The 13,364-nt window shown below is 68.5% G+C and carries 14 protein-coding genes; all 14 read right to left on the reverse strand.

From position 1 onward, the window contains the following. Positions 1-127: 127 nt before the first annotated feature. The 14 genes from AC07S4_RS16860 to AC07S4_RS16925 are packed head-to-tail and all read right to left on the reverse strand — an operon-like array spanning position 128 to position 13,359. A complete protein-coding gene (locus AC07S4_RS16860) occupies positions 128-655 on the reverse strand; it encodes a type II secretion system protein N (protein ID WP_494987759.1) in 528 nt (175 codons plus the stop codon). Positions 656-657: 2 nt separating this feature from the next. Next, positions 658-1,878, reverse strand: coding sequence for a type II secretion system inner membrane protein GspF (gene gspF / locus AC07S4_RS16865; protein ID WP_494987760.1), 1,221 nt, complete (start codon positions 1,876-1,878; stop codon positions 658-660). 5 nt (positions 1,879-1,883) lie between these two features. Then, positions 1,884-3,305, reverse strand: a complete 1,422-nt coding sequence (gene gspE / locus AC07S4_RS16870; RefSeq protein ID WP_494987761.1) for a type II secretion system ATPase GspE — start codon at positions 3,303-3,305, stop codon at positions 1,884-1,886. Beyond that, entirely contained in the window at positions 3,302-5,485 is a 2,184-nt protein-coding gene (gspD, locus tag AC07S4_RS16875; protein WP_494987762.1) for a type II secretion system secretin GspD, read from the reverse strand. Before gspD ends, gspE begins: the two co-directional genes overlap by 4 nt. Before the next feature lie 11 nt (positions 5,486-5,496). Continuing rightward, the gene (gspN, locus tag AC07S4_RS16880; protein ID WP_494987763.1) at positions 5,497-6,273 is read right to left on the reverse strand and encodes a type II secretion system protein N; all 777 of its coding nucleotides are present in this window, start codon (positions 6,271-6,273) and stop codon (positions 5,497-5,499) included. Continuing rightward, positions 6,270-6,776, reverse strand: coding sequence for a type II secretion system protein M (locus AC07S4_RS16885; RefSeq protein WP_494987764.1), 507 nt, complete (start codon positions 6,774-6,776; stop codon positions 6,270-6,272). Before AC07S4_RS16885 ends, gspN begins: the two co-directional genes overlap by 4 nt. A gap of 8 nt (positions 6,777-6,784) precedes the next feature. Further along, the gene (gspL, locus tag AC07S4_RS16890) at positions 6,785-8,062 is read right to left on the reverse strand and encodes a type II secretion system protein GspL (protein ID WP_494987765.1); all 1,278 of its coding nucleotides are present in this window, start codon (positions 8,060-8,062) and stop codon (positions 6,785-6,787) included. A gap of 42 nt (positions 8,063-8,104) precedes the next feature. Then, positions 8,105-9,061, reverse strand: coding sequence for a type II secretion system minor pseudopilin GspK (gene gspK / locus AC07S4_RS16895; RefSeq protein ID WP_494987766.1), 957 nt, complete (start codon positions 9,059-9,061; stop codon positions 8,105-8,107). Then, complete coding sequence (locus AC07S4_RS16900; RefSeq protein ID WP_494987767.1) at positions 9,061-9,714, reverse strand: PulJ/GspJ family protein; 654 nt, start codon at positions 9,712-9,714, stop codon at positions 9,061-9,063. The genes gspK and AC07S4_RS16900 overlap by 1 nt, the downstream gene beginning before the upstream one ends. Positions 9,715-9,716: 2 nt before the next feature. Continuing rightward, positions 9,717-10,100, reverse strand: coding sequence for a type II secretion system minor pseudopilin GspI (gene gspI / locus AC07S4_RS16905; RefSeq protein WP_494987768.1), 384 nt, complete (start codon positions 10,098-10,100; stop codon positions 9,717-9,719). A 1-nt stretch (position 10,101) separates the two neighbouring features. Continuing rightward, a complete protein-coding gene (gspH, locus tag AC07S4_RS16910) occupies positions 10,102-10,596 on the reverse strand; it encodes a type II secretion system minor pseudopilin GspH (RefSeq protein WP_494987769.1) in 495 nt (164 codons plus the stop codon). Positions 10,597-10,605: 9 nt separating this feature from the next. Further along, positions 10,606-11,052 carry a type II secretion system major pseudopilin GspG gene (gene gspG, locus AC07S4_RS16915; protein WP_161074565.1) on the reverse strand — a complete coding sequence of 149 codons (447 nt, stop codon included), beginning with the start codon at positions 11,050-11,052 and terminating at the stop codon, positions 10,606-10,608. Positions 11,053-11,093: 41 nt separating this feature from the next. Then, complete coding sequence (locus tag AC07S4_RS16920) at positions 11,094-11,864, reverse strand: HesA/MoeB/ThiF family protein (RefSeq protein ID WP_494987770.1); 771 nt, start codon at positions 11,862-11,864, stop codon at positions 11,094-11,096. Positions 11,865-11,868: 4 nt separating this feature from the next. Then, positions 11,869-13,359: a S41 family peptidase gene (locus AC07S4_RS16925; protein WP_494987771.1), complete on the reverse strand. Its 1,491-nt coding sequence runs from the start codon at positions 13,357-13,359 to the stop codon at positions 11,869-11,871. Positions 13,360-13,364: the final 5 nt, after the last annotated feature.

The following is a 13,364-nucleotide window of genomic DNA, read 5'->3' on the forward strand; positions in this document are numbered from 1 at the left end:
AGATCGACGCCTACGTGGCCGGCCAGCCGACCTCGTGCCAGATGAAGCGGCCTGGCTAACCCAGCGAGCTGAGCCCCGTTCGGGGTCAGACCCCGAATGCGGCTCAGCCTGCTTATCGGGCCGGGGCTTAGCGGGTGGGGTTGACCGGGGCCGGCATTTGCGGGGCGGGCTGGGGCGGCGGCGGGGGCGCTGGCTGCAGTTGCTGCTGCACCGGGGGCATAGGCAGCGGGGCTGCCATGGCGGACGACGACGGGGCGCTCTCCGGCGGCGGCAGGTCGAGCCGCTTCTGGATGCCGCCTTCCGATAGCACCACGTACAAGGCCTGCACTTCCTGTACCTTGACATTGCCCGCCACTTCGGCGCCCACCGGATAGGCCTTCGCAGGCTGGCCGTCGGTCGCGATGATGGCGACGCTGCCGCGCCCGTTGGCGGCCGCCACCACGCCGCGCAGCTGGTAGCTGCTGGCTGCGGCAACGGCGATGTCGCCGCCGAACAGGTTGCGCGCGGCCGCCACCGGCGCTTCCGGCGCGGCCTGCATGGGCACGGCGGCCAGCGCGCGCTGTTCGGGCTTGAACAGCAGCATGCCCCAGTAGGCGCACGACGCGGACAGGGCCACCACGGCCACAAAACTTGCTATTACAGGCAGTCGATTCATCTTCAGTGCACCAGCTGGTTAATTTCAATAATCGGCATCAGCACCGCCAGGACAATCAGCAGCACCACCAGCCCCATGGCGAGGATCAGCGCCGGCTCCAGCAGGCCGGCGATGGTCAGCGTGCGCCGCTCCAGGTCCGCTTCCTGCGCGCTGGCGGCGCGGTTCAGCATGGCCGGCAGCTCGCCCGTGATTTCGCCGGCCCGTATCATGTGGATCAGCATGGGCGGGAAGTGCTTCTGCGCCGACAGCGCGCGCGCCAGGCTCACGCCTTCGCGCACCGCGTCGCTCGCTTCTTCCACCAGCTGCTGCATGGCGACGTTGGTCAGCGTGTCGCGGCTGGTCTCGAGGGCGCGCAGTATCGGCACGCCGGAGCCGGTGGTGATGGCCAGCGTGCTGGCGAAGCGCGAGGTGTTCAGGCTGCGCTCGAATTTGCCGTACAGCGGCGCCGTCAGCAGCCAGGTGTGCCAGCGCGTCTTGAGCGCGATGTTTTGCAGCGCGCGCCGCCACGATACCCAGGCGCCGATCAGCAGCACCAGCACGATCAGCCCGTAGTTGCGCACGAAGTCGGACACGGCCAGCATCACCACCGTCAGCACCGGCAGCTTCTGCTTGGTGTTGGCGAACACGGAGACGATCTGCGGCACCACATAGGTGAGCAGGAAGATCACGATGGAGAACGCCACCACCGTCACGATGGCCGGGTAGGTGAACGCCAGCTTGACCTTCTGCACCAGCGCGTTGCGCCGTTCGATGTAGTCGGCCAGTCGCGTCAGCACGCGCGAGAGCTGGCCGATCTGCTCGCCCGAGGCCACCAGCGCGCGGTAGATCTCGGCGAAGTCGCGCGGGTGGCGCGACAGCACTTCGGACAGCGCCGCGCCGCCTATCACTTCGGAGCGGATGGAGGCGATCAGGTCGCGCACATAGGGCCGCTCGGCCTGCTCCAGCAGCGCCGAGAAGGCCTGCTCGAGCGGCAGGCCGGCTTCGAGCAAACTGGCCAGCTGGCGCGTGAACAGCGCCAGTTCGGTGGTGGACAGGCGCTCGCCGAAGCCGCGCCGCGTGGCCTTGCCGCTGGCGTCGACCTGGGCCGAGATGGCTTCCACCTTGAGCGGCGTGAGTCCTTGCGCGCGCAGGTCGGAGCGCGCCGAGCGCGGGCTGTCGGCGTTGACCACGCCCTTCCTGGTGGCGCCGCCGGCATCGACGGCTTCGTAGCGGAATGCTGGCATCTAGGCTAGTCCTTCGCCACGCGCAGCAGTTCGGCCTGCGTGGTGGTGCCGTCGCGCAGCCAGCGTTCGCCGTCTTCGCGCATGGTCAGCATGCCGCCGGCCTGCGCGGCCGCGCGCACTTCGGCTTCCGAGGCGCGGTTGTGGATCTGGGCGCGGATTTGCTCGGTGGTCTGCAGCAGCTCGTAGATGCCGACCCGGCCCTGGTAGCCGGTGTGGCCGCAGTGTTCGCAGCCCACCGCGTGCCATTGCGCGCCGTCGTAGGTTTTGCACGAGGGGCACAGCTTGCGCACCAGGCGCTGCGCCAGCACGCCGAGCAGCGAGGACGACAGCAGGAAGGGCTCGATGCCCATGTCCAGCAGCCGCGTCACCGCCGCCGAGGCGTCGTTGGTGTGCAGCGTGGCCAGCACCAAGTGGCCGGTGAGCGAGGCCTGCACCGCGATCTGCGCGGTTTCCAGGTCGCGGATCTCGCCTATCATGATCACGTCCGGGTCCTGGCGCAGGATGGCGCGCAGGGCCTTGGCGAAGGTCATGTCGATGCGCGGGTTGACCTGGGTCTGGCCCACGCCTTGCAGGTCGTATTCGATCGGGTCTTCCACCGTGAGGATGTTGGTGGTGGTGGAGTTCACCCGCGACAGCGCGGCGTACAAGGTGGTGGTCTTGCCCGAGCCGGTGGGGCCGGTCACCAGCACGATGCCGTGCGGCTGCGCGATCAGGCTGTCGAACTGCGGCAGCATGGCGGCGCTCATGCCCAGATGCTGCAGGTCGAGGCGCCCGGCTTCCTTGTCCAGCAGGCGCAGCACAGCGCGTTCGCCGTGGCCGGTGGGCAGCGTGGAGACGCGCACGTCCACCGGTTTGCCGCCCACGCGCAGGGTGATGCGGCCGTCCTGCGGCAGGCGTTTTTCGGCGATGTCGAGCTGCGCCATGATCTTGATGCGCGAGATCAGCGAGCCGTGGATGGCTTTGCGCGGCTTGACCACGTCGCGCAGCGTGCCGTCCACGCGGAAGCGCACCACCGAGGTCTGCTCGAAGGGTTCGATGTGGATGTCGGACGCGCCTTCGCGCAGCGCCTGCGTGAGCAGCGCGTTGATCATGCGTATCACCGGCGCGTCGTCGCTCGATTCGAGCAGGTCTTCGATGGCCGGCACGTCCTGCAGCAGCTTGGTCAGGTCCAGGTCGGCGTCGAATTCGTCGGCCACTTGCGAGGCGTCGCCGCCGGCGCCGGCGTAGGCCTTGGCGATGGCTTCCTCCAGGTCGGCGCGGCCCAGCGATTTGATGTTGATGCGGCCGAAGCGGCGCGACACTTCGGCAATGGCGGCCGGCGCGGTGGCGGTGGACACGTACACGTCCACCGAGTGCTCGGCTTCCTGGCCCGGCTGGGCCAGCACCGAATAGTCGCGCGCGAAGGCGTAGGGCAGCAGGTTGCTCATTCTGGCTGCTTGCCTTCAGCTGGGGTGGTGGCCGGCGCGGGCGGCAGGGCCGGACGCGCCAGCTGGCCGCTGCCCTGCATAGGCTGGCCGTCCTGCAGCGCCGGCAGCATGGGCTGGCCGAGGTTTTTCAGCAGCGGCGTATCGTCAGGCTTGACGTCCTGCTGGGTGGCGCGCATATAGTCGTAGCGGTCGGTGGCCAGGCTGGTGCTCTGCTCCTTGTTGCGTATCACCACCGGGCGCAGGAACACCATCAGGTTGGTCTTCTTGCGGCCGCGCTTCTGGTATTTGAACAGGTTGCCCAGGATGGGGATGTCGCCCAGGCCGCGCACTTTCTCCACGTTGTCGCCGGCGTCGTCGGAGATCAGGCCGCCCAGCACCACGATCTGGCCGTCGTCGGCGATGATGTTGGTTTCTATGGTGCGCGTCTTGAGCACGATGCCGCTGGCCGAGGTGACCGTGGTGTCGATGCTGGAGCTCTCGTTGTAGATGGCCAGCTTGATGGTGCCGCCTTCGGAGATCTGCGGGCGCACTTTCAGCGTCAGGCCCACGTCCTTGCGGTCTATGGTCTGGAAGGGGTTGGTGCTGGTGCCGGAGGTGGTGGTGAACTGGCCGGTCAGGATGGGCACGTTCTGGCCGACGCGGATGGTGGCCAGCTCGTTGTCCAGCGTGAACACATTGGGCGTGGACAGGATGTTGGTGTCGCCGTCCGATTCCAGCGTGTGCGCCACGGCGCCCAGGCCCAGCTTGCCGTTTGCCAGCTGCTTGAAGATGCCGATGGTCATGCCGGCGCCGGGCAGCGCCTTGCCGCCGCCGGCGGCGAGCGTGAGCAGGTTGTCGGCCGTGCCGTTGGCAAACGAGGTGCCGCCGCCCACGCGGTAGGTGGAGTTGTCGTTGCCGCTCAGGCCCAGCCACTGCACGCCGAACTCGGAGGCCTTGTCGGCGCTCACTTCGACGATCAGCGATTCGATGTAGACCTGGGCGCGGCGCACGTCCAGCTGGTCGATCACGGCGCGCAGGTTGCGGTACACCGATTCGGGCGCGGTGATGATCAGCGTGTTGGTGGTGGCGTCGGCCTGGATGAAGCCGGCCCCGCCGGTGGCCTGCTGGGTGTTGCTGCCGCTGGCGTTGAGCAGCGGATTGGTGGAGCCGGTGCTGCTGCCGCTGCCGGTCATGCCGCTGCCGCTCTGGCCCTGCATGCCGCCGGTGCTGCCGCCCTGCTGGCTGTTGAAGCCGGAGGTGCCGCCGGTCTGGCCGGCGGCGCCGCTGTCGCCGGACATGACGGCGCGCAGCGTCTGCGCCAGTTTGGTCGCTTCGGCGTTCTTCAGGTAGACCACGTGCACATTGCCCAGCTGCGTGGTGGGCTGGTCCAGCTTGGCGATCAGCGACTTGGCCAGGTTGGCGCGCGCCGCGGACGGGGCGCGCAGCACCAGCGAGTTGGTGCGCGGATCGGCCAGCACGCTGACGCGGCCGGCGTCGGCGCCGCCGCCGGCGCCCGGCTCCAGCAGCTTGCCCAGCATGGTGGCCAGGTCGCTGGCGATGGCGTAGCGCACCGGGATCACGTCCATGTCGGCGGCGGTGGGCGCGTCCAGCGCGGCGATCAGTTTGCCCAGCCGCTTCAGGTTATCCGCGTAGTCGGTGATGACCAGGGTGTTGTTGCCCGGGTTGGCGTTGATGGTGTTGTTCGGCGTGATCAGGGGGCGCAGCACCGTCACCAGGTTGGCCGAGGATTCGTAGTTCAGGTGGAAGACCTGGGTGGCGATCTGGTCGCCCTTCAGCGCGGAGGCCGAGCCGATCTGGGTCGGCGTGGCCTGCAGCTTGGCTTCCGCTTCCGGCACCACCTTGGCGTAGCCGTCGCCGCTGACGATGGCGAAGCCCTGCAGGCGCAGCGCGGAGGTCAGCAGCGAGAAGGCCTGGGTCTTGCTCATCGGGCCTTCGGACACCAGGGTCAGCGTGCCTTTGACGCGCGGATCGATCAGGAAGGTGATGTTGGTGTAGTGGCCTACCGCCTTGATGACCGATTCGATGTCGGCGCCGACGAAGTTGAGCGCGGCGTCGTCGCCGGGCGCGGCCCACGCGGGCGCCTGCGCGGTGAGCGCGGCGCAGCACAGCATGGCGGCGGCGCTCAGCTGGCGCAGCGTGGGAAGTTTGGACTGGTTGGCGAACCGGGACTGTTTTTTCATTGTCTGTACTATTATCTGAACTCTAACGCGATGATGTTCTTGCCGCCCTGGTTGGGACGGCGCTGGCCCAGCAAATTCAAAAGATTGCCCAGCGACTGCTCGTAACCGTCGGCCGCCTCGGCCTGTCCGGAGAACTGCAGGCGGCCGTTATTCAGGCTGCCTTTCCCGCTCAACAGCAGCGGGCCTTTCAGGGAACTCAGTGCCAGCTGCGCCTGCTGGCCGCGCCAGTCCAGCGCCAGCTGGTAGCTGCCCAGCGGCTTCAGCGGCGACAGCCGCGAGGACATGTCGGCCATCTCCAGCGTGGTGCGGCCGTTCACGTCCATGCGCTGGCCGGCCAGCGCCAGCTCCAGCGTGGTCCACGACAGCCGCAGGCGGCCGCTGGGCGCCAGCGTGTTGAGCGGCGCGCCCAGGCCCGCCAGGCCGTCGGCCGGCAGCAGCAAGGCGGACGGGCTCAATTGCCACTGCTTCCAGCTGCCCTTGAAGCTGACCGGCTGCGCCAGCGCCTGCTCGTTCGACAATTCCATGTCCACCATGCCCAGCAGCGACAGCGGCGACAGCTTCCACGCAAAGCGTCCCGGCAGCAGCGGCGTCACCGCGCCATTGCTGCTGGCCGCGCCGCCGATGAAGGCGGAACCGCGCCACAGCGTACCCTGCGCGTCGCCCAGCGTCAAACGGCCGCCGCTGCGGCTTTCCAGCGCGTCCGCCACCCAGGCGGCCGGGAAGAAGGACAGCACCGACAGCAGCACGCCCAGCAGCGCAGCCAGCAACCATAGCACGGCGCGCTTCATCGGCCTCCGCCGGCCTGGCGCAGCGTAATGGCGGCGTCCACCATGCCGGGCGCGGCCTGGCCGCTGACGACGGCTTCCTGCACCATCACGGCGCTGTCGCGGCGCTGCGCGTCCAGCCAGGTGACCAGCGCGGCAAAGGCCACGCCCTTCAGTTCCAGCTTGGCGTATTCGCCGGTGAGATTGAGCGATTGCGGCTTGAGGCCGGCCGCGTTCAGGCTGGCGGTCAGCGCGTCGCGCGACATTGGCGGCGCCTGCACCGGCGGCTTGGCCGCCAGCTCGGCGGCGGTGCGCGCCAGCGCCTTCAGCTCGGCCACGTCCTGGCGCAGCTGGGGCAGCGCCTTGCGCAGCGCGTCGCGCCCTTCCAGCGCGGGCGCCACCAGCACGCTGTACGCCAGCGCCAGCCCGACCACGGCGCCGCCTACGGCCAGCATGCGGCGTTCCTGCTCGCTGCGTTCATTCCAGAAGGCGGACGCGCTGTCGCGCAGCTGCTGGATCTTCGTCATTGCCGCGCTCATGCCTTGCCTCCGCTGCTGTTGCCACTGTTGCTGCCACTTCTTATCTGCCACACGCCAGGCGCCGTTTCCGCCAGCGCCAGGCCGCGCGCGGACAAGGCGCCCTGCAGCTGCTGCAAGGTGGCCGCGTCGGCGCTGTTGGGTTTGAGTTTGATGAGCAGGCTGCGTTCGCGGTATTCCATCGAGGCCACCACGTCGCGTTTGCCGCTGGCGGCCAGCGCTTCGCCGAAGGCGGCACTGATGGCGGTGAACTCGTCGGCGCCCACGTCGCCGCTGCCGGCCTTGGCGGCGGCGATGTTCTTGCGCATCTGCGCGGCCGGATCGAGTATCACGGTTTCCTTCGGATAGGCGGCGCGGAAGATCTGCACCATGGACTCGCGCATCTCCCTGGCCTCGCCCTTCATGCGCAGCCATTCGATATTGAGCCCGGCCAGGTTGACCGCCACGGCCAGCAGCGCCAGGCGCAGCGGCCAGCGCCAGCGCTGCCAGGCGCGCGACTGCGCGCCGGTGGCGCCCAGGCTGGCGGCCAGGTCCGGCGCCACCACGCCCTTGGCGCTCTTGGCGGCGGACACCCAGTGCGCCCAATGGTCGCTTTCCAGCGCAACGTGGCTGGCGGCTTCGGCCAGCGGCTGGAACTGCGGCAGCAGCGCGGCCGGCAGGTACACCGTCAGCGGCGCATCGCCGGCCAGCGCGCGCAGCATGTGCAGCGCCGCTTCCGGCTGCGGGCCCACGGTCAGGCCCAGGCCGTCCTGCGGGCCTTTGCGCAACGTCAGTTCCAGGCCGCTGTCGGTCTGCGCGAGCGCGGCCGAGGCGCCGCCCGGCGCCAGCGGCAAGCACAGTTGCGCGGGCAGCGCGGAGATCGATTGCGCGCCTTGCGCCACCAGCGTTTTCACCAGCACTTCCAGCCAGCTGCGCTGCACCACGGCCACGGTGCGGGTGCTGCCGTCCTGGGTGGAGGTCAGCGGCGCGAGCGCCAGCACGCAGTCGGCCGGGTCGCCCAGCACCTGGTCTTCCACCAGCGCCGGCAGCGCGGCCTTCAGGCGCGCGCTCGACAGCGGCGGCACCGGCACATGCAGCAGCGTGACGTCGGCGGCGGCCAGCAGCAGCACCACGCGGCGCGCGGTGGCCACCAGGTCGGCCAGGTTGCCGAGCGCGGAGGCGCCCTGCTGCATCACATTGCCGCCGTCGCCCACCATGGCGAAATGGCAGGCCGGCGCAGCGCCCGCGCCGGCGTCGGCGGCCGCCCTGGCTGGATAGCGGATGTATAAAGTCGTCAAAGAAGAATCTCGCTTTCGTTGGTGCTACTTAATTCGAGCTGCTTAAATTTCCCGCATCCATTGCAGCGTGGGTGCTCTCCCGCCGCGGAATATCAGCGACTGCGCGTCCAGCGCCGCCCGGTCCAGCTTCACATGGGTGAGCACCAGGAAGTAGTCGCTCCTGACGTCCACCTCCAGGCCGGCCGGCAGCGACCTGCCGCTTTGCGCCAGGTAGCTGCTGAAGGCGGCCACGCCGGTGAAGGGCGTGCGCAGCCGGAACTGCACCAGCGTGGCCGCTTCCGACACCGTAAAATTACTCACCAGCGCCGCCAGCACTTCGGGCGGCGCCGTGTTCACATTCACTTTGCTGCGGCCCGGCAGCACGATCACGAACTCGCGCAGCTTTTCCACCGCCTGCGGCGTAAAGCCCGCCACCGCCAGCAAATCCTCCGGCCGTATCAGCTCCAGCGGTTCGCGGCTGCTGACGGATGGCGTCTGGCCGCCTCCGCTTGGGTTGGGCGCAGCGGGCTGGCTGAGCGCCACTTCCTCCGCCACCGCTTGCGCCAGGCCGGGGTTCAGCTGCAGCTGCTGCAGCAGGCGCTGGAACACCTGCGTCTGCACCGGGTCCGGCGCGCCGTTCAAAACAAGGTTGGCGAGATTGTAACGCGCCTGGGCGTCGGTGACCCGGCCGGACAGGGTGGCGTCGAATTTTTCATTCGCCACGCGCTCGCGTTCCACATAGTCGTCCAGCCGCGTTTCGGCCAGCGGCGTGGCCCAGGCCCCGGTTTCGGTGGTCATGTTCGGATTGTCGATGCGGTCCTGCTGCAGGATCAGGCGCGCCCAGTCAAGGCCGCCGCGCAGTATCCACTTGGTTTGCAAATGCAGGCGCTGGTTCTCCATGGAGCGCACCTGCACCTGCTGCTGCCAGAACAGGCTGGCCACGATGGTGACGGCCAGCGTGGTCAGCAGCAGCGCCGTGATGACGGCCACGCCGCGCTGGCGGTGCAGGCGCGGCGCCATCACTTCTCCCCCATCAGGAAGGCTTTGACCAGCGGGCCGGCCTGGCCCTGCAGCTGCAGCGACAGTTCCAGGCCGTCCAGGTCCTGCACGGCGGCGTTGGCCTGCGCGCCCTGTCCATTCTGTCCCTGGCTGGCCTGCACGCCCGCCACCGCCTGCCAGCCGCCGTCGCGCCAGCCGCGCACGGCCATGCTTTCCACGCCGTTCTGCAGCACCACGCCGGGCGTGGCGTCGCTGTCGCTGATGGCGGCGGCCCACAGCGCGTCTAGCTGCAGCAGGTCGCGCACGGCGCGCGACTCGCGGCGCGTGAGCACGCCGTCGCGGATGCGGTAGGTCACCACTTGCAGGCGCGAAGGCTCGCTCTCGGCCAGCACGGTGCGCACAAAGATCATGCGGTCGTTATCCGCCGCCAGGTTTTCGCGCGAGCGCAGCTGCTTGCGCAGCGCGCGGTGCTCCATGTCGCTTTGCAGCTGGGCCAAGGCCAGCTGGATGCCGCGCGTCTGTTCCATCTGCTCGGTGAGCGCCTGGCGCGAACGGACGATGCCGTCCAGGCCGCGCCAGCCCAGCACGGCGACGATGGCCAGCACCGCCACCGCCACCAGCAGTTCGATCAGCGTAAAGCCGCGCGCTCGGCGCGTTGCGTATGCGAAGGCCATCGTCATTCCAGCAGCTTCAGCTGCACCAGCTTGATGATGAGGCGTTCCGGCTGGCGCTCGTCGAACACGCTGACCTCCACCCGCCGCAGGCGCGGATTGGGGCTGGCGATCACCTCTTCCTGGCACAGCAGTTTCAGCTCGCCCTGCGGGCATTCGAAGGTGGTCTTGCCGATGTTGGGAAATTGCTTGTTCAGGCTGAGCTGCACCAGGCGGTTCTCGGCCGACCAGGTGGCCATCATGGCGGCGCGCAGGCCGTCGCTGTTCTGGGTCAGGCTGCCGACCGCACGCATGGACGCACCCAGCGCGGTGCCGACGATGACCAGGGCCACCAGCACTTCCAGCAAGGTGAAGCCGCGTGCGCGGGATGGGGGTTGCGGCAATGTCATCTCAGTCCACCGTGAAATGGCCGATGCCGTCGGCGCGGATGGCAACGCTGACGTCGCCGCTGGCCATGGTCAGCACAAAGGGCTTGTCCACCGGCTCGCGGCCGAAGACGATGCGCAGCGTGTCGCCCGGCACCGTGGAGGCGGGATCGAGCAGCATGGTCACGGGGCTATTCTTGAACTGGCGCTCGCGCAGCAGGTCGTCCTGCCCGTCTTTGGTGACCGGCTCCCACACGCGCTGCTCGTTACGCACCAGGAAGCGGTAGCTCTCCGGCCCCGCTTCGAAGGCCACCAGGCGGTTGCGCACGATGGCTTCATCGCGCGCCAGCTGCAGCAGCAGGGCCACGCGCTGCGCTTCCTGCTGCATGCCCTGGCGCCGGCTGGGCGCCGCGTTGAGCGACACCAGCCCCAGCGTGATGCCGGCAATGACCAGCACCACCAGCAGCTCGATCAGCGTAAAGCCGCGCTGCGGTTGGGTAAAGCGCGCGGCGGCCGCCATGGCGGAAGCTTAGTTGTCCCAGGAGCCGATGTCGGCATCGTCGCCGGTGCCGCCGGGCTGGCCGTCGGCGCCCAGCGAGAACACGTCGATCTCGCCGCGCACGCCGGGCGACAGGAACTGGTAGGCATTGCCCCACGGGTCTTTCGGCATCTTTTCCAGGTAGCCGCCGGCTTTCCAGCCATTCGCGGCCGGGCCGGTGGTGGGCTTGGTCAGCAGCGCCTGCAGGCCCTGTTCCGTGGTCGGGTAGCGCTGGTTATCCAGCTTGTACAGTTTCAGCGCCTGCATCACGGTGGCGATGTCGACCTTGGCGGCGGCGACTTTCGATTCGCCGGTGCGGCTCAGCAGCTTGGGCACAACCAGCGCCGCCAGCACGCCCATGATCACCACAACCACCATGATCTCGATCAGGGTGAAACCGCGCGCGCGGCGTTTGGCGGGGAGTGTTACGTTTTGCATAGACAGGACACTTTTCAGGTGAGAGTGCGGAAGTATAAGGCTTAATCAGGCGCCGCGGCGGGCGGCCTTGCGGCGCATACCGGGCAGGCCGCGTTGCGGCCGATCTGGATGCTGGTCCATTCCATGCGCAGGCCGTCCAGCAGCAGCAGCCGGCCCGACAGCGGCTCGCCCACGCCCATCAGCAGCTTGAGCGCCTCGGCCGCCTGCATGGCGCCGACCACGCCCACCAGCGGCGCGAACACGCCCATGGTGGAGCAGGCCACGTCCTCGAAGGGCTGGTCTTGCGGGAACAGGCAGGAATAGCAGGGCAGCGCAGCGCCGCGCGGATCGAACACGCTGATCTGGCCGTCGAAGCGTATCACCGCGCCGGACACCAGCGGCACGCCGTGCGCCACGCAGGCGCGGTTGACGGCGTGGCGGGTGGCGAAGTTGTCGGTGCAGTCCAGCACCACGTCGGCGCCGGCCACCAGCTCGGCCAGGCGGGCGTCGTCCGCGCGCTCGACCAGGGCTTCGATGGCTATCGTGGGATTGATGGCGGCCAGCGTGGCGCGCGCCGACTCGGCCTTGGGCTGGCCCACGCGCGCCGTGGTGTGGGCGATCTGGCGCTGCAGATTGGTCAGGTCCACCGTGTCGTGGTCGATGATGGTGAGCTGGCCCACGCCGGCCGAGGCCAGGTACATGGCGGCCGGGGAGCCCAGGCCGCCCGCGCCTATCACCAGCGCGCGCGCGGCTAGCAGCCGCTGCTGGCCTTCGATGCCGATTTCATCAAGCAGGATATGGCGCGAATAGCGCAGCAGCTGGCTGTCGTCCATCGCCTTATTTCTTCAGCGGCTTGGCCGGCGCGTCCTGTTTCACGGGGGCTTCGGGCTTGTCCGCCTTGGCCGGCTTGGCCTCGGCTTCCAGGTCGCGCGCTTTTTCGGTTTTCGACAGCTGCACCGGCAGGCCTTTGAAATGGTTCAGCGCCTGCGCCAGCTGGAAGTCGTCCTTGCTGCCGAATTCCACCGGCTTGCGGTTCTTGGACAGCGCCAGGATGCGCTGCTCCTCTTCCAGCTCGTCGTGCACCGGCGGCGTGGGCAGCTCGGCGTCGTCCTTGTTGTTCAGGTGCTTGACCAGGTCGGCCTCGCGCAGGCGCAGGCTGTTCAGGCCGTCGCCTTCGGCGGTTTCGTCGACCAGCATGTCCGGCACGATGCCGCGCGCCTGGATGGAGCGGCCGTGCGGCGTGTAGTAGCGCGCCGTGGTCAGTTTGACGGCGGTGTCGGCGGTGAGCTGGCGCAGCGTCTGCACCGAACCCTTGCCGAAGGTCTGCGTGCCCATCACCACGGCGCGCTTGTAGTCCTGCAGCGCGCCGGCCACGATCTCGGAGGCCGAGGCGGAGCCGGAATTGACCAGCACCACCATGGGCACGTTCTTCAGCGCGGCCGGCAGCTTGGCCAGCGGGTCGCTGTTGGCGCGGCCGGAATAGTATTCGGGGCGGGCGTAGAAAGTCTGCTTGGAGTCGGCCAGCTGGCCGTTGGTGGACACCACCACCGCGTCCTTGGGCAGGAAGGCGGCCGACACGCCGATGGCGCCCGGCACCACGCCGCCCGGATCGTTGCGCAGGTCCAGCACCAGGCCCTTGATGCCGGGGTTTTGCGCGTACAGATTGCCCAGCTTGCGCGCCATGTCGTCCACGGTGGGCTCCTGGAACTGCGACACGCGCAGCCAGGCGTAGCCCGGCTCCACCATCTTCGCTTTCACGCTCTGCACGCGGATTTCCTCGCGCACGATGGGCACGATGATGGGCTTGTCCTCGCCCTTGCGCGACAGCGTGAGCACGATCTTGGAGTGCGGCTCGCCGCGCATTTTCTTGATCGCGTCGTCCAGCGACAGGCCGCGTATCGGCGTGCTGTCGAGCCGGGTGATCAGGTCGCCGGCCTTGATGCCGGCCTTGAAGGCGGGCGAATCCTCGATCGGCGACACCACTTTGACGTAGCCGTCCTCGATGCCCACTTCGATGCCGATGCCGACAAACTTGCCCTGCATGGTCTCGCGCATCTCCTTGAAGGCCTTCTTGTCCAGATAGACCGAGTGCGGGTCGAGCGAGGCCACCATGCCGGATATGGCTTCGGTGACGAGCTTTTTCTCGTCCACGTTCTCCACGTAGTCGGACTTGATGAGGCCGAACACGTCGGACAGCTGGCGCAGCTCCTCCAGCGGCAGCGGACTGCCCGGCGCCTTCTGTGCCACAGCGGAAAACTGCAGGGAGGCGGCCACGCCGGCCACCATGCCCAGGCCGATCAGGCCGAAATTCTTGAACTTGTTACCCATGTTTC

It is taken from the genome of Pseudoduganella sp. GW821-FHT05F09 (assembly GCF_059419605.1).